The following is a 21,522-nucleotide window of genomic DNA, read 5'->3' as shown; positions in this document are numbered from 1 at the left end:
ACCTTAAGTTATCAAACCTTAAGTTATCAAACCTTAAGCAACAGCTTTAGGCTTGGATAACCCAAAATAACAAAGGACTGATAGTAATCAGCCCTTTTGTGTTTTTGTCATTAGGATCGAGTAAACCAAAGCTAAGTCCCAGTTAACCTAAGCCAACATCCGCAATACGCTTTTGAATCAATTCGCCACACTCCTCTTTAACCACTCTTCTTAACCATTGTTGCGAGGCGGAAGAATCGCAGCGCGAGTGCCAGATCAATGAGTAATCAAACGGCATAAACTCGAATGGCAGCGGTTTAACGACTAAGTCATAACGCTCAGCCACCAAGTAAGCTAAATCAGCAGGCACAGTGATCACCAACGGCATTCTATCGACAATCGCCAATGCAGCCTCAAGGTGATAAGCACGCAACACCATTTTACGTGGGTTTTGATTAGCTAAAGCGTTATCGAGTAAAGCTTTAACGCCATCACTGATCGCGATCATCGCGTGCGGAAGTGAGACATAATCTTCAAGGCTTAATGGTTGATCGGCCAATGGGTGATTTTGGGATAACAAGCAAGACACACCAACCGGCCCTAATACGTCTTTATGAAGTGGTGCGATGCTGCCACTCGGACGACAAATCGCCATATCAACGCGCTCAGTACTGAGTTGCTTAAACAAATGCTCATGCTGCAACGGCGCAAATTCCAACGAGATATTCGGCGCTTGTTCATAAATCTTAGGCAATGCATAAGGCAAGATGGTTTGCATCGCGTAGTCAGTGGTCGCAATTAAAAAACGCTCACTACAATAGTAAGGGTCAAAATCACTCGGGCTAAGCAGTTGACGGAAAGATTCTAACGGTTGATCAATACGCTGGCTGATCTCAAGTGCTTTCTTGGTAGGAATAAGATGCTGACCTTGGCGCGTAAATAGAGGATCATTAAGTAGCTCTCTAAGACGCCCTAATACACGACTGGTTGCAGATTGACTTAAATTGAGACGAAGCGCAGCCTGGCTAACACTGCCTTCTTCAATCAATACCTTTAAGGCGACCAATAAGTTCAGGTCTCTACGATAGATGTCTTCTAATTCCACGCCACTTACCTAGCTGTATACTATCACCATTGATCACTACGTTGTTTATAGCATGCTTTAGATAAAAAAAATCCCGCAATTACGCGGGGAAGCCCAAGAAAATTGGGGATAGTGTCGGAATGTTGTCGTATCGGAATTTACTTGTTGTATTAAGGTTAGTGCTCTTGCTCTTCGGCTATGCTTTGCCAACGGCGCATCTCGACCCAAATACCAATAATCGTTGCTACTATGCCAAAGATAGGCATCAGTGAAGTCTCTGTCGGTGAGCGTAGTACTAACGCACAAAAAGAAATAAAACAGAGAACCGAATAAATTGTTAATCTATCTAATCCTGTCAACATCGCCACTCCTTAGCTAGTTGCCTTTGTTTCAAGTTGTTATCAAATTGTTAATTAAGTTATAGGAAATAATTCCGTTTGCCAAGCACTTATTGCATATTTTTTCTGCAGACGTATTATTCACTCGTTAGATAGATATAGAGATACAAACCATGACATTCAAACCTGAACTGGCAACCCATACTTTAGAAGCTGAAGGCCTGCGTTGCCCGGAGCCAGTAATGATGGTCAGGAAGACAATTAGAAACATGCAGGATGGCGATGTATTACTGGTAAAAGCTGACGATCCTTCGACAACTCGAGATATTCCGAGCTTTTGTCGATTCATGGATCATCAGTTGGTAGGCCAAGCGACAGAAACTTTGCCTTACCAGTATTTGATCAGAAAGGGATTGGAGGCGTAACGCCCCACCGAGTATCAAGTATCAAAAAAGCCGCTCGTACCTTATGTTCTTAAACAGAACTCAGAGTACGAGCGGCTTTTTGTTTATTCGTTTCTAGACTTGTTTTGCAGATGCTCGAGCTGATGCTGAATTTCTCGGATATCTTTGCGCATCGGAATAATATGCGCAACCCGAATCCAAGCCTCTACCGCAAGCGCAGTCATGATGATGGCACCCGCGACCATTGGTAGCCACATGTCCGTCAACACCATGCCTAATAATGTAAGAGCAAGACCAAAAGTAAATAGATAACTTTGGCTTTGTGGAGTAATACCCATATAACGCGTCAACATAATCATGCCCTCGTGTTCTTAACTCACAATATTAAAATATCATGACAAGTATGACAGTTATATGTCCATTCGCTCGATAAACCCCACAATACTGTAAGAGTATGACCTACAACACATTACTCTACTGATTGAGTATAATAAGACTCAATACTACCTGTTAATAGAAAGCCGCAGCGATAGCTAAACCCACGAATAATAAGGCCGTGATCTTACGAATCAGGTCAAGCGGCATCTTATCTGCCGACAACTTACCGATGATAACCACTGGCACATTCGCCAATAACATACCGATCGTAGTACCTAGAATCACCCACATTAATACATCAGAGTATTGAGCCCCTAGAATGGAGGTCGCTATCTGGGTTTTATCACCAATCTCAGCAATGAAGAACGCGATGAAACTGGCGACAAACGGGCCTCGGTTTGAGATCTGCTCATCGTCATCCAACTTATCGGGAATCAGAATCCAGCCCGCCATAGCGATGAAACTGACCACCAGCACCCACTTTAAAACTTCAGGTGAAAGATAATCGGCGACTACAACCCCGAGCCATGCAGCAAGGGCATGATTGGCAATGGTGGCAAAGAAGATAGCCGCAATGATAGGTATCGGTTTTCGATATCGACTGGCTAATAAAAGGGATAGCAACTGGGTCTTATCACCGATCTCGGCTAAGGCGACAGTTGTAATTGAAATAGCTAAAACGCTCACGACATGCTCATTTGGGATGGAGATTATTATATTTAACCAAAGACAAACCTCGCGCCCCATCCCGGTTCACGATGCTTGTCTAAGGTCTTGCTAAGCGCCACCAAGGTGGTGGTTGCCTCGAACGCCATGATGATTTTGCATCAATTATGTTGACGGACGAACTCATTCAATAGGATATGAATAAGTAAGCTACTCCCCAAAGACCGCGAGATTTTAATCACCCACGCTTTCAAACACAAGTGTCAAACTTATCAAAATATCCACTTGTGCCGAAAAACAAACATTAAAGGCAAAAAAATCCACTAAACGACATTTTAGACCACTAATTAAACAAGATTACCCCTACTCGCTTTACCAATATCTCGGTATACTCAGAGGTTATTTTTATCATTCATTTAAAAGAATCGCGCGAACCTGACTATGCAAAAATACGATATCAAAACCTTCCAGGGAATGATCCTCGCGCTGCAGGATTACTGGGCACAAAACGGTTGTACCATTGTTCAACCACTAGATATGGAAGTAGGTGCTGGCACCTCTCACCCAATGACATGTCTACGTGCACTTGGCCCAGAGCCAATGTCTACGGCGTACGTTCAACCTTCTCGTCGTCCGACCGATGGTCGTTACGGTGAAAACCCGAACCGCCTGCAGCACTACTATCAATTCCAAGTAGCTCTAAAACCTTCTCCAGATAACATCCAGGAGTTGTACTTAGGCTCGCTTGAAGTTCTTGGTGTCGACCCACTTGTTCACGACATTCGCTTCGTTGAAGATAACTGGGAAAACCCAACACTAGGCGCATGGGGCCTTGGTTGGGAAGTATGGCTAAACGGCATGGAAGTAACTCAGTTTACTTACTTCCAACAGGTTGGCGGCCTTGAGTGTAAGCCTGTAACTGGCGAGATCACTTACGGTATCGAGCGTCTAGCAATGTACATCCAGGAAGTAGATTCTGTTTACGACCTTGTATGGAACGTAGCACCAGACGGTTCTAATGTGACTTACGGTGACATCTTCCACCAAAACGAAGTTGAGCAATCAACATACAACTTCGAGCACGCAGACGTAGATTTCCTATTCACTTTCTTCGACCAGTGCGAAAAAGAGTGTAAAGAGCTACTTGAGCTTGAGAAGCCACTGCCGCTTCCAGCTTACGAGCGCATTCTAAAAGCAGGTCACGCATTCAACATCCTTGATGCGCGCAAAGCTATCTCTGTAACAGAGCGTCAACGTTACATCCTTCGTATCCGCAACCTGACTAAAGCTGTTGCAGAAGCGTACTACGCGTCACGTGAAGCACTTGGCTTCCCAATGTGCCGATCTGTAGAAGAAAAGGAAGGTAAATAATCATGGCGAAGAATTTTCTAATTGAACTGGGTACGGAAGAGCTTCCACCAACGGCACTTCGTTCTCTAGCAGAAGCCTTTGCTTCTAACTTTGAAGCGGGTCTTAAAACGGCTGAGCTTTCTCACGAAGGCATCAAGTGGTACGCAGCACCTCGTCGTCTAGCTCTTAAAGTAACCGCACTGGCTGAAGGCCAAGCTGACAAAGTCGTTGAAAAGCGTGGTCCTGCTGTTTCTGTAGCATTCGATGCTGAAGGCAACGCGACTAAAGCAGCACAAGGTTGGGCTCGTGGTAACGGTATCACTGTTGAGCAAGCTGACCGTCTGAAAACAGACAAAGGCGAGTGGCTTCTTTTCAAACAAGAAGTAGCTGGCAAACCTGTTCAAGAATTGGTGATGGATATCGCTGCGAAAGCACTGGCTGGCCTACCAATCCCTAAAGCGATGCGCTGGGGTAACTCAGACATTCAATTTATCCGTCCAGTAAAAACACTGACAGTACTACTAGGTGATGAGCTTGTTGAAGGCGAAATCCTAGGTGTAGCATCTGCTCGTACTATCCGTGGCCACCGTTTCATGGGCGAACAAGAGTTTACAATCGATTCTGCTGACCAATACCCTGCGATCCTAGAAGAGCGCGGTAAAGTAATGGCAGATTACGAAGCACGTAAAGCGATCATCCTTGCTGATTCGCAAAAAGCGGCAGCAGCGGTTGGCGGTAAAGCTGACCTAGAAGATGACCTTGTTGAAGAAGTAACGTCTCTGGTTGAATGGCCAGTAGTACTTACAGCGAAGTTTGAAGAAGAATTCCTAAAAGTCCCTTCTGAAGCTTTGGTTTACACCATGAAAGGCGACCAGAAGTACTTCCCAGTGTATGACGCTGATAAGAACCTTCTGCCAAACTTCATCTTCGTTTCGAACATCGAGTCTAAAGAGCCTCGTCACGTAATCGAAGGTAACGAGAAGGTTGTACGTCCACGTCTAGCTGATGCTGAGTTCTTCTTCAACACAGACCGTAAGCGTCCGCTTATCGACCGTCTTGCTGAACTAGAGCAAGCTATCTTCCAGAAGCAACTGGGCACTATCAAAGACAAAACCGACCGCATCACAGAACTTGCTGGCTACATTGCTGAGAAAATCGATGCTGACGTTGAAAAGTCTAAGCGTGCTGGCCTACTGGCTAAGTGTGACCTAATGACATCAATGGTATTCGAATTTACGGATACTCAAGGTGTGATGGGGATGCACTACGCGACTCACGATGGTGAAGACGAGCAAGTAGCACTGGCACTTTACGAGCAGTACATGCCTCGTTTCGCGGGTGACACACTACCAAGCACTGGTATTTCTTCTGCAGTCGCAATGGCAGACAAGCTAGACACTATCGTAGGTATCTTCGGTATTGGCCAAGCACCAAAAGGTTCTGACCCATTCGCTCTACGTCGTGCATCACTAGGTGTGCTACGTATCATCGTTGAAAACGGCTACAACCTAGACCTAACCGATCTAATCGGTAAAGCGAAAGAGCTACTAGGCGACAAGCTAACTAACGACAACGTTGAAGCTGACGTTATCGACTTCATGCTAGGTCGTTTCCGCGCATGGTACCAAGATGCTGGTTTCAGCGTTGATATCATCCAAGCGGTACTAGCACGTCGTCCAACTAAACCTGCTGATTTTGACCAACGTGTTAAAGCGGTTTCTCACTTCCGTGAACTGGAAGCAGCAGAAGCACTAGCAGCAGCGAACAAGCGTGTAGGTAATATCCTTGCGAAATTCGATGGCGAGCTACCAGCAGAAATCGATCTAGCACTTCTTCAAGAAGACGCAGAGAAAGCACTGGCTGAAAACGTTGAAGTAATGACAGAAGCACTAGAACCAGCATTCGCGACAGGCAACTACCAAGAAGCCCTAAGCAAACTTGCTGACTTACGTGAACCCGTTGATGCATTCTTCGATAACGTAATGGTTATGGCTGATGATGAAGCGCTTAAGAAGAACCGTCTAACGCTACTGAACAACCTACGTAACCTGTTCCTACAGATTGCTGACATCTCTTTACTGCAAAAATAAGCACGAGTGAGACAGTTGCTCTTAGTCATACTCTGAGTAACTAACAGTAAATACCCAAAGGGAAGCGAAAGCTTCCCTTTTTGTTTTTGTGAACCAAGCATTTGTTTGTAGAGGTGTTATTGATTAACTGAATGAAACAGCACTCAGACTGTAGAGGGTATTGTTTGCTATAAATAACCTGTTTATTCAGGGGAAGGGAACAATGAAAAAGACAGTACTCGCGCTTTCAATACTCGCACTCAGCGCATGCAGCCAAACCAATGACAACAATCTACTGCTGACAATTGATAACGACACTGTCGTATTCGAATCATCCGGTAAAGGCACCGTGATTGCAGAACAGGAACTCGCTAAAGGTAGTTATACCTTCTCTATCAGCGACGCTCAAAGTACCTGTGGTACTAGCTTTGCTCTGGCTGAAGAGAGTCGCATCAAATTCAATAAACCCCTTCGCCTAGACGACTGCGCCGAAAAGTCCGAAATCGCTATTAAAGTCTTTCGCGCTAACACCTATCAATTTACGCTCAACCCACAGACCAATGAACTCACGGTTCAGATAAAGCCAAAGCAGCAACAAGTTCAAAGCTTTGCCTGCCCAATACCTAGTGACCAGCCAACCACCATCAACGTTGCTCAAACCTTTGATGATGGTACCTTGGTAAGAGACGCCCTTTCAGGCAAACAAATCACAGTAACTAATGGCAGCGTCACCATGCAGCCTGCAGAAAACAGCCAAGGTATTCTGCTACTAGAGAAAGTAGAACCAGAAACCAAAGCCGATTTTAGTTGGGATAACGCCACCGTTTACTTCGTAATGACTGACCGTTTCCACAATGGCAACCCTGACAACGACAACAGCTATGGTCGCAGCCAAGATGGACAAGACGAAATCGGCACCTTCCACGGTGGTGACCTAGCAGGCTTAACCGAAAAGCTCGACTACATTGAATCGCTCGGGGCCAATGCTATCTGGATTACCTCTCCACTAGAGCAAATCCACGGCTGGGTTGGCGGTGGTGATCGCGGTGACTTCAAACACTATGGCTATCACGGCTATTACCATCAAGACTGGACCAAGCTTGATGACAACATGGGTACCGAAGACGAGCTGAAAACCTTCATCGATACCGCGCACAGCAAAGGCATTCGTGTTGTTTGGGACGTGGTGATGAACCACACTGGCTACGCCACGCTTGCCGACATGCAAGAGTTTGATTTTGGTAAACTCAACCTGACCGATGAACAAGCTAAACAAACGCTTGGTGAAAACTGGACAGATTGGCAACCCGCTAAAGGTCAGAACTGGCACTACTTCAACAACTACATCTCATACAGCGATAAAGAAGCATGGGAAAAGTGGTGGGGCAAAGCTTGGCTGCGCAGTGATATCGGAGCCTATGACTCTCCAGGTTACAATAACCTCACCATGTCTTTGGCGCATTTACCCGATTTCAAAACAGAATCGACAGAGACCACTGGGCTACCTAACTTCTATCGCAACAAGTCCACCAGCGCCACGGATGAACTCCAAACCCCTCGTGAACATCTAATCACTTGGTTGTCTGACTGGGTACGTGAATATGGCGTTGATGGTTTTAGAGTCGATACCGCCAAGCACGTTGAGTTAGACGCGTGGGCAGAGCTTAAAGAGAGCACTAACCAAGCGCTTGCAGAATGGAAGCAAAGCAACCCAGACAAAGCCCTGGATGACCTACCTTTTTGGATGACAGGCGAAGTATGGGCACACAGCGTAGTCAAATCAGACTATTTTGCTAACGGCTTTGATTCGATCATCAACTTTGAATTCCAGAGTGATATCGCACCAAAGGCGCTCAAGTGCCTATCCGATCTTGATGCTGATTACCTTCGTTACGCAGAGAAGATCAACAACGACAGCGAATTCAACGTACTGAGTTACCTTTCGTCTCACGACACCTCGCTATTCTGGACACAACATGGCAGCGACTTTGCGAAACAGACCAAAGCTGCAAACGCGTTGATGCTGGCTCCCGGTGCGGTGCAGATCTATTACGGAGATGAAATCGCTCGTGATTTCGGCCCAACAGGCTCAGACCCAATGCAAGGTACTCGCTCTGACATGCCTTGGGATCAAATCACCGGCGAACGTGCAGAGTTGCTAGAACACTGGCAAGCGCTTGGCCAATTCCGCCAACGCCACCCAGCGGTAGCCCAAGGTAAGCACATCATCCGTAACAGCAAGGGCTACTATGCGTTCGAACGCCAATACCAAGATGACAAGGTATTAGTCGTTTATACTGGCTCAAAGTAAGCGCTGATTGAAATAACCCACAGGAATTAAAAGGAGAAGCTTAGGCTTCTCCTTTTTTTGATCACGAAACACTCGTTCAATAAGAAAGCAGACACTCATTAGTTAAACTTTATAGAAGTTTTTTTCGTGTTAGAGCATTTGGCGCTATGCGTCGCAAAAACATTGCGGTATGTTCAAGGAATACACTGTTGGTAGACATAAGGTCTGCCTTAATGACACATAACAAGCAATCACAATGAATTAGGTAAAATAAGTAATGCAGTTCTCTAAGTTTGGTGAAAAATTTAATCGATACTCTGGAATCACTCGTTTAATGGATGATTTGAATGATGGCCTGCGCACTCCTGGAGCAATCATGCTCGGTGGTGGCAACCCAGCCGCTATCCCAGCCATGCTCGATTACTTTAACCAAGCCAGTGCCGACATGCTCGCCAGTGGAGAACTCATCGCCGCCCTCGCCAACTACGATGGTCCGCAAGGCAAAGACAGCTTCATCAAATCGTTAGCTACAATGCTAAAAGATACTTACGGCTGGGACATCAGTGAGAAGAACATTAGCCTAACTAATGGTAGCCAAAGTGGCTTCTTCTACTTATTCAACTTGTTAGCAGGTCAGCAGCCAGATGGCTCACACAAGAAAATCTTGCTGCCAATCGCGCCTGAGTACATCGGTTACGGCGATGCTGGCATTGATGACGATATATTTATCTCATATCACCCAGAAATAGAGTTGCTTGAAAACAGACAGTTCAAATACCACGTTGATTTTGAGAAGCTCAAGGTTGATGACTCGGTTGCCGCTATCTGTGCTTCTCGCCCAACCAACCCAACCGGTAACGTGCTGACCGACGAAGAAGTCCGTAAACTGGATAAGCTAGCGCGTGAAAACAACATCCCGCTGCTGATCGATAATGCCTATGGCTTGCCGTTTCCAAACATCATCTTTGAAGATGTCGAACCGTTCTGGAATGAAAACACCATTCTGTGCATGAGCTTATCTAAGCTTGGTTTGCCTGGTGTGCGTTGCGGTATCGTGATTGCGAGCGAAGAAGTAACACAAGCTCTGACCAACATGAATGGCATTATCAGCCTAGCACCTAATAGTGTTGGCCCTGCGATTGCTAACCACATGATTGAAAAAGGCGATTTACTGCGCTTAAGTAGCGAGGTAATCAAACCTTTCTATAAAGATAAGTCTCTACGTGCAGTTGAGCTCTTACAAGAAGCGATCGATGACCCTCGCTTCCGTATCCACAAGCCTGAAGGCGCGATTTTCTTATGGCTATGGTTTGATGAGTTGCCAATTACCACCATGGAGCTGTACGACCGCCTCAAAGCTCGTGGCGTATTGATTGTTCCTGGTGAATACTTCTTTATCGGCCAAGAAGATGAGTGGGATCATGCCCACCAGTGCTTACGTATGAACTACGTGCAAGATGATGAAGCAATGCAGAAAGGCATTTCAATCATTGCAGAGGAAGTGAAAAAGGCTTACTCAGAACAGTAATCAAAGCTTTTAGGTTACTGTAGGCCACATACAAAAAAGAGCACCTCATAAGGTGCTCTTTCACTTTTACTTTCCGATATTTATTAGCTCAAATGAGCTAATAACGCTTAACCTTCTAGAAGACTATTACCATTAATAGCAATCTTACGCGGTTGCATCGCTTCTGGGATCTCGCGTTCTAGGTCGATGTGAAGGAGACCATTTTCCATGCTTGCGCCTACCACTTTTACATAGTCAGCCAGTTGGAATTTACGTTCGAAATCGCGCTCTGCAATACCTTGATATACGAAGGTTTTCTCTACTTCTTCTTTACGCTCACCTTTCACAATTAGCGTATTCTCTTTTTGAGTCAGATCTAATTGGTCATCTGCAAAGCCAGCGACTGCCATAGTAATACGGTAGTTATTCTCGTCTTTTTGCTCGATGTTATAAGGAGGGTAACCGCCAGAAGTATTTTTCGATGTGTTCGCTTCCATCATGTTGAATAGACGATCGAAGCCGATTGCGTTGCGGTAAAGTGGAGTAAAATCTACAGTTCTCATAATGCTATCCTTTTAGTAAGCAATAGTCTTAGCTGTGATTTTTACTAAGATCGAACTTGTGAGTGACCCAGTAAACAGCTAAGGGATTCAGTTTGCATTCCTCGGGTTTCGCCTCTTTTGGCGACAACGCTGGGACATGACAATGAATCAATTTTTAAATTGTGTGCTGCCAAAGTTATCCTCTATTGAGCGATACTCTAGCAACGGTTATGAAGGTTCTGTTTCTTCTCTTGTAGAGCAAGACAGTCATCCTCTTCACAACTAGATATGTGGATTGAGCAAAATAGTTTCAAGGGATTATTTTCAATTATTTTTTCAACTCAATATTTTTCAAGACCTTACCGACACATCGAGTAGGGTGAGGCGTTACCGCCTCATCCCTCTCACAGAACCGTACGTACGGACCTCGTATACGGCTCATGCACACTTCCATTCAGCATATTGGCTGAACACATACCCTGTCCTTATTGTCCCAAGATTTACCAATCCTTGGTCATTAAACCATTGATTTGGCATCGCATAGCTTGATAGTGGACTCGCTGCACTGACCCAACTTGTCATTGAGATATGCTGGAACGGCGGCTTATACCCTAACTGTTTTAACTTTCGATGTAAGCGTTGAGGCTTCTTCCAAAGTTTCAACTGGATACTACGCAGTCTTCTTCGTAGCCATCCTGCTAGTCTTGAGAACTCCCTGCTGCTATTGGTGATCCTGAAGTATTGGCTGAACCCTCTTAACACTGGGTTTAGATCTTTTATGACTTGCTCAAGTGGCTTACCGCACCCTCGCTTCGTCATTCGCTTTAACTTGCTTTTGAACACTTTCAGTTTTTTAGTTTGAATGCGGGTAAATTGACTCCCGATTTCTACACCTAAAAACTTCACGCCATCACTGCTGTGCGCTATATGTGATTTCGTCTGGTTCACTGTGAGTTTAAGCTCTCCTTCTAAGATCTTCGTCGCTTGTGCAAGGGCATTCTCTGCCCCTGCCTTGCTACGACAGAAGATGAGTATGTCATCCGCATAACGAACGATCCTATGGCCGCGCTTTCGCATTTCCTGATCGAACGCATCAAGGTAGATATTGGCTATCAAAGGACTGATAACACCACCTTGTGGACTTCCTAGCTCTGTCTCCTGCCAACTACCGTCTATCATCACCCCACTTTTTAGAAACTGTTTTATCAGCTCTAATACACTGCTATCTGTGACTCGTTTTCTGATGCTTTTGATAATCAACTCGTGGTCGAGTTTGTCAAAGCACTTCGACAAGTCCATATCTACAACGTGTTGTAACCCGTAACGCCGGATGAACATCGTGGATTTGTTGATTGCATCGTGACAGCTTCGATTCGGCCTATACCCAAAACTTGATGGGTGAAATTGCTCTTCGAAGATGGGGGTGAGGATATCGTTGAGCGCTTGTTGGACAACTCTATCCCTAACTGTTGGGATCCCGAGCAATCGCACCCCTCCGTCTTCTTTGGGTATCTCTACCCGTTTGACTGGCTGAGGTTTGTATTGCTTGGTTTTAAGTTCAGAGAGGAGTTGATCGAGGTTATCACTCAGATTTTCGGCGTAGTTGCTCAGGCTCTGCTCATCTATTCCAGCCGCGCCTTTCGCTTTCTTTACCTTTTTAAACCCTTTATACAGCCTCTCTTTGTTGAGTAGATGACCATATAAGCTGTAATAAACTCGCACTTTCTCTCCTTGGATTGTGTGCTGTGTGGGGACAGGTGTTTCATCTTCAGCGTGGGTGTTATTTCTCTCTGCTGTTCAGCCTTCTAGCTCAGTGGCAATTTACTGAAGTGAGTCAGAGTTACTCCCCTATACGGTTTCTTAGCGCAGTATCTTGCTTCCACAATCAACCAAACTAGGAATACCCCGATAGCGATTCGGTTTGGGTATCACTGAAAAAAAAAACATCTGTTCATCACAGACTTAAAGTGTACTTCCTCCCTTCGCAACACTGAGTGCTTTTGGCATTTCAGTGCTCCATCAGACTTGATGCTGCTGGTCAGCTAAGTTTTCTCCTCCACACCATTACTGGGCTTCTCTGGCTTAGCCTTACTCACTACTACGGATTCATCTGCCACCTCGCACCAACACACCTCTTAGCTTTCGCTTCGAGTTTGTGCTTCCAGACTGTCTGGATGTGGTGTCAGGCTTCCCCAGTTACTGCACTGGCTCCCTGTTAACAATGCCACCCTCAAGCACAGCATAGGTCTGACTGAGTATAGGGCTTCGCGCTATTTCGGACGCTTACCCACCTATACTGCCGAAGCAGGTTTACTTGCGTTGTGTACTGCTAACTTCCTATCGCTTCCTTCAGACCCTGCCGTTAGCCAACAACGCCCTTGCGATTCGGATTATCTTCCCCTCAGTCGGGGTGATTCAGGTTTCTTTCAACCTGACGGGTTTGCCAGCTTCGCTGGGCAAACATCGAGTAGGGTGAGGCGTTACCGCCTCATCCCTCTCACAGAACCGTACGTACGGACCTCGTATACGGCTCATGCACACTTCCATTCAGCATATTGGCTGAACACATACCCTGTCCTTATTGTCCCAAGATTTACCAATCCTTGGTCATTAAACCATTGATTTGGCATCGCATAGCTTGATAGTGGACTCGCTGCACTGACCCAACTTGTCATTGAGATATGCTGGAACGGCGGCTTATACCCTAACTGTTTTAACTTTCGATGTAAGCGTTGAGGCTTCTTCCAAAGTTTCAACTGGATACTACGCAGTCTTCTTCGTAGCCATCCTGCTAGTCTTGAGAACTCCCTGCTGCTATTGGTGATCCTGAAGTATTGGCTGAACCCTCTTAACACTGGGTTTAGATCTTTTATGACTTGCTCAAGTGGCTTACCGCACCCTCGCTTCGTCATTCGCTTTAACTTGCTTTTGAACACTTTCAGTTTTTTAGTTTGAATGCGGGTAAATTGACTCCCGATTTCTACACCTAAAAACTTCACGCCATCACTGCTGTGCGCTATATGTGATTTCGTCTGGTTCACTGTGAGTTTAAGCTCTCCTTCTAAGATCTTCGTCGCTTGTGCAAGGGCATTCTCTGCCCCTGCCTTGCTACGACAGAAGATGAGTATGTCATCCGCATAACGAACGATCCTATGGCCGCGCTTTCGCATTTCCTGATCGAACGCATCAAGGTAGATATTGGCTATCAAAGGACTGATAACACCACCTTGTGGACTTCCTAGCTCTGTCTCCTGCCAACTACCGTCTATCATCACCCCACTTTTTAGAAACTGTTTTATCAGCTCTAATACACTGCTATCTGTGACTCGTTTTCTGATGCTTTTGATAATCAACTCGTGGTCGAGTTTGTCAAAGCACTTCGACAAGTCCATATCTACAACGTGTTGTAACCCGTAACGCCGGATGAACATCGTGGATTTGTTGATTGCATCGTGACAGCTTCGATTCGGCCTATACCCAAAACTTGATGGGTGAAATTGCTCTTCGAAGATGGGGGTGAGGATATCGTTGAGCGCTTGTTGGACAACTCTATCCCTAACTGTTGGGATCCCGAGCAATCGCACCCCTCCGTCTTCTTTGGGTATCTCTACCCGTTTGACTGGCTGAGGTTTGTATTGCTTGGTTTTAAGTTCAGAGAGGAGTTGATCGAGGTTATCACTCAGATTTTCGGCGTAGTTGCTCAGGCTCTGCTCATCTATTCCAGCCGCGCCTTTCGCTTTCTTTACCTTTTTAAACCCTTTATACAGCCTCTCTTTGTTGAGTAGATGACCATATAAGCTGTAATAAACTCGCACTTTCTCTCCTTGGATTGTGTGCTGTGTGGGGACAGGTGTTTCATCTTCAGCGTGGGTGTTATTTCTCTCTGCTGTTCAGCCTTCTAGCTCAGTGGCAATTTACTGAAGTGAGTCAGAGTTACTCCCCTATACGGTTTCTTAGCGCAGTATCTTGCTTCCACAATCAACCAAACTAGGAATACCCCGATAGCGATTCGGTTTGGGTATCACTGAAAAAAAAAACATCTGTTCATCACAGACTTAAAGTGTACTTCCTCCCTTCGCAACACTGAGTGCTTTTGGCATTTCAGTGCTCCATCAGACTTGATGCTGCTGGTCAGCTAAGTTTTCTCCTCCACACCATTACTGGGCTTCTCTGGCTTAGCCTTACTCACTACTACGGATTCATCTGCCACCTCGCACCAACACACCTCTTAGCTTTCGCTTCGAGTTTGTGCTTCCAGACTGTCTGGATGTGGTGTCAGGCTTCCCCAGTTACTGCACTGGCTCCCTGTTAACAATGCCACCCTCAAGCACAGCATAGGTCTGACTGAGTATAGGGCTTCGCGCTATTTCGGACGCTTACCCACCTATACTGCCGAAGCAGGTTTACTTGCGTTGTGTACTGCTAACTTCCTATCGCTTCCTTCAGACCCTGCCGTTAGCCAACAACGCCCTTGCGATTCGGATTATCTTCCCCTCAGTCGGGGTGATTCAGGTTTCTTTCAACCTGACGGGTTTGCCAGCTTCGCTGGGCAAACAAAAAAGCACCGCCAATAGGCAGTGCTTTCATAATTTTATGAACTTAATCAATACAACGAAGACATCAATTTAATTGCTTCGAGGATAAGTTAGTTCGCATTAGTTCAAGCAAGGCGCACGCAGCATACAAGTGTATGTGAGTACGCCGAACGCAGAAATCATGCGAAATAACGACGCATCGCAGTAATTAAACGTCTAAGTTTGCTACTTTCAATGCATTCTCTTCGATGAAGTTACGACGAGGCTCTACTTGGTCGCCCATCAACGTTGTAAACAACAGATCTGCACCAACGGCATCGTCAATGGTTACTTGCATCATACGGCGAGTTTCAGGATCCATTGTCGTTTCCCAAAGCTGGTCAGGGTTCATCTCACCTAGACCTTTGTATCGTTGCAAGCTTAAGCCACGACGAGACTCTTTCACCAACCAGTTCAGAGCTTCAACAAAGCTAGAAACCGCTTGAGTACGCTCACCACGCTTGATGTAAGCGCCTTCTTCAATCAAGCCATCAAGGGCTTCAGATAGATCAGCCAGCTTCGCGAACTCTTTCGAGTTAATCAGATCAATGCTTAGTAGGTGTTCATGAGTTACACCATGAGTACGAACCACGATCTTAGGTACGCTCAAACCTAGCTCTTCATGTTTTTCAACTTCAAGGCTGTATTGGCTAGCACCGACTTCTTTCGCGTTTAGCTGTTCTACAAGCTGCTTACCCCAAGCTTCAACTGCCACGTCATCATGACACTGCTCAGCCGTTAGACGAGGAACGTAAATCAGTTCGTGAACCAATGCGCGTGGGTAACGGCGGCTCATGCGGTCAACAAGCTTAATACCTGCATTGTATTGCTGAACAAGCTTCTCTAGGCCTTCACCTGCGAACGCTGGCGCTTCAGGGTTTACGTGCAGTTCTGCATTGTCTAAAGCCAAAGATACTTGATACTGGTTCATCGCATCTTCATCTTTAATGTATTGCTCTTGCTTACCTTTCTTCACTTTGTAAAGTGGCGGTTGAGCAATGTAAATGTAACCACGTTCAATCAGCTCAGGCATTTGACGGTAGAAGAACGTCAGTAGCAGTGTACGGATGTGAGAACCATCGACATCGGCATCGGTCATGATAATGATGTTATGGTAACGCAGTTTGTCTGGGTTGTATTCGTCACGGCCAATACCACAACCAAGTGCAGTGATTAACGTTGCGACTTCTTGAGAAGACAGCATTTTATCGAAACGTGCTTTCTCTACGTTAAGGATTTTACCTTTAAGCGGTAGGATTGCTTGGTTCTTACGGTTACGCCCCTGCTTAGCTGATCCGCCAGCAGAGTCTCCTTCCACAATATACAGTTCAGACAGTGCAGGATCTTTTTCCTGACAGTCAGCGAGTTTACCTGGAAGGCCTGCTAAATCTAATGCGCCTTTACGACGTGTCATCTCACGCGCTTTACGCGCTGCATCACGAGCTCGTGCTGCATCGATAATTTTCGAACAAACGATTTTCGCTTCACCTGGATTCTCAATGAGGAACTCAGACAATTTCTCACCCATAGTAGACTCTACGGCAGACTTCACTTCTGAAGAAACCAGCTTGTCTTTAGTTTGGCTTGAGAACTTAGGATCTGGCACTTTCACCGAAACAATCGCCGTCAAACCTTCACGAGCATCATCACCTGATGTTGAAGTCTTCGCTTTCTTCGAGAAGCCTTCTTTGTCCATGAAGCTATTCAATGTACGAGTTAGTGCAGCACGGAAACCTGCTAAGTGAGCACCACCATCGCGTTGAGGGATGTTGTTGGTGAAACAGTAGATGTTTTCTTGGTAGCCATCATTCCACTGCATCGCAACTTCAACGGTAATACCGTCTTCACGCTCAGAGTTAAAGTGGAAGATTTTTTGGATGATTGGCGTTTTGTTAGTATTAAGGTGCTCAACAAACGCTTGGATACCGCCTTCGTATTCGAAGTGATCCATTTTGTCTTCTTCGCGCTCGTCAATCAGCTTAATTGACACACCTGAGTTCAAGAATGATAGCTCACGTAGACGCTTAGCTAAAATATCATAATGGAACTCGATGTTAGTGAAGGTTTCTTCACTCGGCCAGAAACGAATCTCTGTACCGGTTTTATCCGTGTCACCGATAACAGCTAGTGGCGCTTGAGGCTCACCGTGGCTGTAGGTTTGAGTGTGGATTTTGCCACCACGGTGGATAGTAAGAGTAACTTGCTTAGAAAGTGCGTTAACTACTGAAACACCAACACCATGCAGACCACCAGATACCTTGTACGAGTTATCATCGAACTTACCACCAGCGTGAAGAACCGTCATGATTACTTCTGCTGCTGATACGTTTTCTTCTGGGTGCAATTCTGTTGGGATACCACGGCCGTCATCGCTTACAGACACAGAACTATCTTCATGGATAGTTACAATAATGTCATTACAGTGACCAGCTAGCGCTTCATCAATAGAGTTATCTACCACCTCAAAAACCATGTGGTGCAGACCGGTACCATCATCCGTGTCGCCAATGTACATTCCAGGACGCTTACGTACCGCATCCAGACCCTTCAGTACTTTAATACTCGATGAATCGTAATTATCTGACATAGTTACTCTCTGACTAATTATCCTTGCTCTATTTTGCCATGTTCCACATGAAACATCCTGCCATTTTCGTCATGCATATCAGCAATCTGATCAGCGGTAATAGAGCTTACAAAAACTTGAGCCTTAGTCGCCTTTAAACACTCAGCAAGACGTGCTCGGCGTTGGCTATCTAATTCGGAAGCGAAGTCATCTATTAAATAGATGCACTGCTTACCTGTCATTTGGGTGAGGTGCTGCCCTTGTGCTACGCGCAACGCGCACACCATCAACTTCAATTGACCTCGTGACAAGACATCTTCCACTGGAGTGCCGTTCACTTTTATCTTTAGATCCGCTTTGTTTGGCCCACTAAATGTGTAACCAAGCTGCTGATCCCTTTCAAAATTCTTTTCTAATATCTCAGCGTATGGGGTGTCTTTATCCCAACCACGATAGTAGTTAATCTTTATCTCAAACTCAGGAAGGAAGGTCGCACAGATTTCCTCTGCCACTTCTTTTAACTGCTCAACGTAGGTAGCGCGCCATTGGCTGATGCTTTCTGCTAAACGGGCTAATTCTTGATCCCAATAGCTTAGCTCTCGATAATTCGTTGCCGTTTTCAATAATGCATTACGCTGTTTATTGAGTCGCTTGACCCTGCCCCATGCATCATAAAAACCAGACTCACTATGGAAGACTCCCCAATCAATGAATGCCCGGCGATGTTTAGGTCCATCCGTCAGTAAATCAAACCCTTCAGGATGAATCAACTGCAATGGTAATACTTGAGCTAGCTGAGCTAATTTTTGCCCAGTTTGACCGCTTATTTTAACCTCTGTCGTGCCATCGCGCTGCTTATTAATGCCAATTGGCAGCTCAAATTGATCCGAGGTCATAAAACGGCCATGAACAAACAGTTCGCTACACTCATTTTGAATGATACGACCGGTTAATGAGCTTTTGAATGAGCGACCATGTCCGAGCAGATACACCGCTTCCAGGACACTGGTTTTGCCGCTACCGTTAGCCCCTATAAGAAAGTTAAAGCCTGATGACGGTTGAATGTCACAGGCTTCTATATTTCTAAATTGCTTAACGATTAAGCGCGATAAAGGCATAACGTCTTCATATTAATCTTCAATCACGACTCGGTAGGTCAACATATTGCAGCTTATAAACGAATTGGCATAACAACGTACATCGCGCTGTCATCTTGTGCATTTTCAATCAAGGCACTCGCATTAGCGTCTGACATTGAGATACGAACTTGTTCACAACGCAGTGTGTTCAGAACATCCAATACGTAGCTTACGTTAAAGCCAATCTCTAGCGCGTCACCGTCGAAGTTAACATCTAGCACTTCTTCTGCTTCTTCTTGTTCTGGGTTGTTCGCTGTAATACGCATCTCGCTATCCACAAGATTAACTCGAACACCACGGAATTTTTCATTCGACAGAATCGCTGCACGAGAAAATGCGGAGCGTAATTCATCACAACCGGCTTCAAGTGTCTTGGTAGTATTTTGCGGCATTACGCGGCGATAATCAGGGAAACGACCATCAACGAGCTTAGAAGTAAAGACATAGTTGTTCACTTCAGCACGCACATTAGAGTTGCCAATTTGCAGCGTTACAGGCTGTTCAGGCGCATCCAATAACTTCACTAGCTCTTGAACACCTTTACGGGGAACAATGATTTGCTTCTGGGCAAAGTCAGCACCCAATTGCGCTTGAGATACTGCCATACGGTGACCATCAGTCGCTACGCTGCGTAAGATAGAACCTTCAATCTCAAACAACATGCCGTTGAGGTAGTAACGAACATCCTGGTTCGCCATTGAGAATTGGGTTTTCTCGATAAGACCGCGTAGCTCAGCCTGTGTCACAGACACTTCAACTTCACTGCTCCAGTCTTCAATGTTTGGAAAATCTGCCGCTGGTAATGTTGCCAATGAGAAACGGCTACGACCAGAGCGAACCTGAATACGGTCACCATCCAATACCACAGTGATCACTGAGCTGTCTGGTAAACCACGGCAAATATCTAGGAACTTACGTGAAGGCACAGTAATGCTGCCCGCTTCGAAATCACCTTCAAGCGTTACACGGCTGATCAATTCAACTTCTAGATCCGTCGCTGTCATCGACAACACGTTATCTTCTACTTTAATTAGTAGGTTTCCTAGAATTGGAAGCGTTGGCCTGCCACCGAGTGCGCCAGATACTTGTTGTAATGGCTTAATCAGGTGACTACGTTCAATGGTAAATTTCATATCTTGCTCTTACGGTCTAAATGGCACTGCGTAATAGTACGTGGCCAAGATTCTGCTTATTAAGGTTAAGAATACTGTGTATTAAGAAGAAAGGGTACGAATCAAGTTCGAATAATCTTCTTTAATGTCGTGGCTCTCTTCACGCAGCTGAGCAATTTTACGACAAGCATGCAGTACAGTCGTGTGGTCACGGCCACCGAATGCATCGCCAATCTCAGGCAAGCTGTGGTTTGTTAGCTCTTTAGCCAGAGCCATCGCCAATTGACGTGGACGAGCAACAGAACGAGAGCGACGTTTCGACAAGAGATCGGCTACTTTGATTTTGTAGTACTCGGCTACTGTCTTCTGAATATTATCAATGGTGACCAATTTCTCTTGCAGTGCAAGTAGGTCACGCAGTGCTTCACGTACGAAATCGATCGTAATCGGGCGACCAGTGAAGTTCGCATTCGCGATAACACGGTTCAATGCGCCTTCCAGTTCACGAACGTTAGAACGTAGACGCTTAGCAATAAAGAAAGCCACTTCATCCGCAAGGTGGATTTGGTGGTCTTCTGCTTTCTTCATCAAGATAGCAACCCGCGTTTCAAGCTCTGGTGGCTCAATCGCAACCGTCAAACCCCAACCGAAGCGAGATTTAAGGCGATCCTCTACCCCGTTGATCTCTTTAGGATAACGGTCAGAAGTTAGGATGATCTGTTGGTTGCCTTCAAGCAGTGCGTTAAAGGTATGGAAGAACTCTTCTTGAGAGCGCTCTTTATTAGCGAAGAATTGGATATCATCGATAAGCAAAGCATCAACACTACGGTAGTAACGTTTAAATTCTTCGATCGCATTGTTTTGGAGCGCTTTCACCATGTCTTGAACAAAGCGCTCGGAGTGCATGTAAACCACTTTAGCATTCGGTTTATTATCGACAATGGCATTACCCACCGCATGCAACAAGTGCGTTTTACCTAAACCAGTACCACCATACAAAAACAACGGGTTATAAGCTGTTCCTGGGTTATCAGAAACCTGACGTGCCGCAGCCAAACCCAGTTGGTTCGACTTACCTTCAACAAAGTTATTAAACTTATGCTTTGGGTTCACGTTTGAACGGTGGTTAAGGTCAACCGCCACAGGCTCTTCATCGCGCCAGATATTGTGAACAGGCTTACGAGCTTGTAACTGCGCAGGTGCGGATGACTCAGCGGCCACATCGGCTGCCGTACGTGTACGCGCCGGTGCTGGTGTCGCAGGTTTAGGAGCAATCACGCGCTTGCTTCCCACTTCAAAATGCAGATGTGGGATATCGTTACCACAATATTCTTGCAGTAAACGGTTAATGCTATTTAGATACTTATCGCGAACCCAATCGAGTACGAAACGGTTCGGTGCAAATAGAGTTAGAGTATTGTCATTGAGTTCCGCTTGTAACGGACGAACCCACATACTGAATTCTGTAGCTGGTAACTCTTCTTGAAGCTGTTGCAAACACTGCAACCAAAGCGAAGATGACAC

The 21,522-nt window shown here is 45.6% G+C and carries 16 protein-coding genes and 1 riboswitch; of the genes, 5 read left to right on the top strand and 11 right to left on the bottom strand.

Features of this window, described 5'->3' with window-relative positions; all coding sequences use genetic code 11:
• Positions 1-142: 142 nt before the first annotated feature.
• Together OCW38_RS00080 and OCW38_RS00075 are read right to left on the bottom strand one after the other, a co-directional pair.
• Positions 143-1,084: a LysR family transcriptional regulator gene (locus tag OCW38_RS00080; protein WP_010433141.1), complete on the bottom strand. Its 942-nt coding sequence runs from the start codon at positions 1,082-1,084 to the stop codon at positions 143-145.
• Between the two features lie 155 nt (positions 1,085-1,239).
• On the bottom strand, positions 1,240-1,425 hold the full coding sequence (locus OCW38_RS00075) for a hypothetical protein (protein WP_010433144.1): 186 nt from the start codon (positions 1,423-1,425) through the stop codon (positions 1,240-1,242).
• A gap of 149 nt (positions 1,426-1,574) precedes the next feature.
• Here OCW38_RS00075 and tusA point away from each other — a divergent pair, with 149 nt between their 5' ends.
• Positions 1,575-1,826 carry a sulfurtransferase TusA gene (gene tusA / locus OCW38_RS00070; protein ID WP_004736675.1) on the top strand — a complete coding sequence of 84 codons (252 nt, stop codon included), beginning with the start codon at positions 1,575-1,577 and terminating at the stop codon, positions 1,824-1,826.
• Positions 1,827-1,909: 83 nt separating this feature from the next.
• On the opposite strand, the gene OCW38_RS00065 is transcribed toward tusA, so the two are convergent.
• Together OCW38_RS00065 and OCW38_RS00060 are read right to left on the bottom strand one after the other, a co-directional pair.
• Positions 1,910-2,164: a hypothetical protein gene (locus OCW38_RS00065; RefSeq protein WP_016767550.1), complete on the bottom strand. Its 255-nt coding sequence runs from the start codon at positions 2,162-2,164 to the stop codon at positions 1,910-1,912.
• Positions 2,165-2,315: 151 nt separating this feature from the next.
• Positions 2,316-2,870: a TMEM165/GDT1 family protein gene (locus tag OCW38_RS00060; protein ID WP_016789743.1), complete on the bottom strand. Its 555-nt coding sequence runs from the start codon at positions 2,868-2,870 to the stop codon at positions 2,316-2,318.
• A gap of 34 nt (positions 2,871-2,904) precedes the next feature.
• Positions 2,905-3,080, bottom strand: a riboswitch (yybP-ykoY riboswitch).
• A gap of 210 nt (positions 3,081-3,290) precedes the next feature.
• Between OCW38_RS00060 and glyQ the strand changes: the two genes are divergently transcribed.
• The 4 genes from glyQ to OCW38_RS00040 all read left to right on the top strand — a co-directional run bounded on the left by glyQ (position 3,291) and on the right by OCW38_RS00040 (position 10,086).
• Positions 3,291-4,220 (top strand): glycine--tRNA ligase subunit alpha, encoded by a 930-nt coding sequence (gene glyQ, locus OCW38_RS00055; protein WP_004736678.1) that lies wholly within the window; start codon positions 3,291-3,293, stop codon positions 4,218-4,220.
• 2 nt (positions 4,221-4,222) lie between these two features.
• The gene (gene glyS, locus OCW38_RS00050; protein ID WP_016784135.1) at positions 4,223-6,289 is read left to right on the top strand and encodes a glycine--tRNA ligase subunit beta; all 2,067 of its coding nucleotides are present in this window, start codon (positions 4,223-4,225) and stop codon (positions 6,287-6,289) included.
• Positions 6,290-6,491: 202 nt separating this feature from the next.
• On the top strand, positions 6,492-8,579 hold the full coding sequence (locus OCW38_RS00045; protein WP_016789742.1) for an alpha-amylase: 2,088 nt from the start codon (positions 6,492-6,494) through the stop codon (positions 8,577-8,579).
• 256 nt (positions 8,580-8,835) lie between these two features.
• Positions 8,836-10,086 (top strand): valine--pyruvate transaminase, encoded by a 1,251-nt coding sequence (locus tag OCW38_RS00040; RefSeq protein WP_010433155.1) that lies wholly within the window; start codon positions 8,836-8,838, stop codon positions 10,084-10,086.
• 107 nt (positions 10,087-10,193) lie between these two features.
• Here OCW38_RS00040 and OCW38_RS00035 read toward each other — a convergent pair whose 3' ends face one another.
• The 7 genes from OCW38_RS00035 to dnaA all read right to left on the bottom strand — a co-directional run bounded on the left by OCW38_RS00035 (position 10,194) and on the right by dnaA (position 21,522).
• A complete protein-coding gene (locus tag OCW38_RS00035) occupies positions 10,194-10,628 on the bottom strand; it encodes an Hsp20 family protein (RefSeq protein WP_010433156.1) in 435 nt (144 codons plus the stop codon).
• 417 nt (positions 10,629-11,045) lie between these two features.
• A complete protein-coding gene (ltrA, locus tag OCW38_RS00030; protein WP_140150525.1) occupies positions 11,046-12,329 on the bottom strand; it encodes a group II intron reverse transcriptase/maturase in 1,284 nt (427 codons plus the stop codon).
• 809 nt (positions 12,330-13,138) lie between these two features.
• Positions 13,139-14,422, bottom strand: a complete 1,284-nt coding sequence (ltrA, locus tag OCW38_RS00025) for a group II intron reverse transcriptase/maturase (protein ID WP_140150525.1) — start codon at positions 14,420-14,422, stop codon at positions 13,139-13,141.
• 928 nt (positions 14,423-15,350) lie between these two features.
• The gene (gyrB, locus tag OCW38_RS00020; RefSeq protein ID WP_016767545.1) at positions 15,351-17,768 is read right to left on the bottom strand and encodes a DNA topoisomerase (ATP-hydrolyzing) subunit B; all 2,418 of its coding nucleotides are present in this window, start codon (positions 17,766-17,768) and stop codon (positions 15,351-15,353) included.
• Between the two features lie 17 nt (positions 17,769-17,785).
• Positions 17,786-18,865: a DNA replication/repair protein RecF gene (gene recF, locus OCW38_RS00015; RefSeq protein WP_261894723.1), complete on the bottom strand. Its 1,080-nt coding sequence runs from the start codon at positions 18,863-18,865 to the stop codon at positions 17,786-17,788.
• 53 nt (positions 18,866-18,918) lie between these two features.
• On the bottom strand, positions 18,919-20,019 hold the full coding sequence (dnaN, locus tag OCW38_RS00010; RefSeq protein WP_010433159.1) for a DNA polymerase III subunit beta: 1,101 nt from the start codon (positions 20,017-20,019) through the stop codon (positions 18,919-18,921).
• Between the two features lie 81 nt (positions 20,020-20,100).
• Positions 20,101-21,522: a chromosomal replication initiator protein DnaA gene (gene dnaA, locus OCW38_RS00005; RefSeq protein WP_016784132.1), complete on the bottom strand. Its 1,422-nt coding sequence runs from the start codon at positions 21,520-21,522 to the stop codon at positions 20,101-20,103.

The organism is Vibrio cyclitrophicus (assembly GCF_024347435.1).
GTDB classification, from domain to species: domain Bacteria; phylum Pseudomonadota; class Gammaproteobacteria; order Enterobacterales; family Vibrionaceae; genus Vibrio; species Vibrio cyclitrophicus.
Note: the sequence above shows the minus strand (reverse complement) of the source record. Positions and strands in the feature narration are given on the sequence as shown.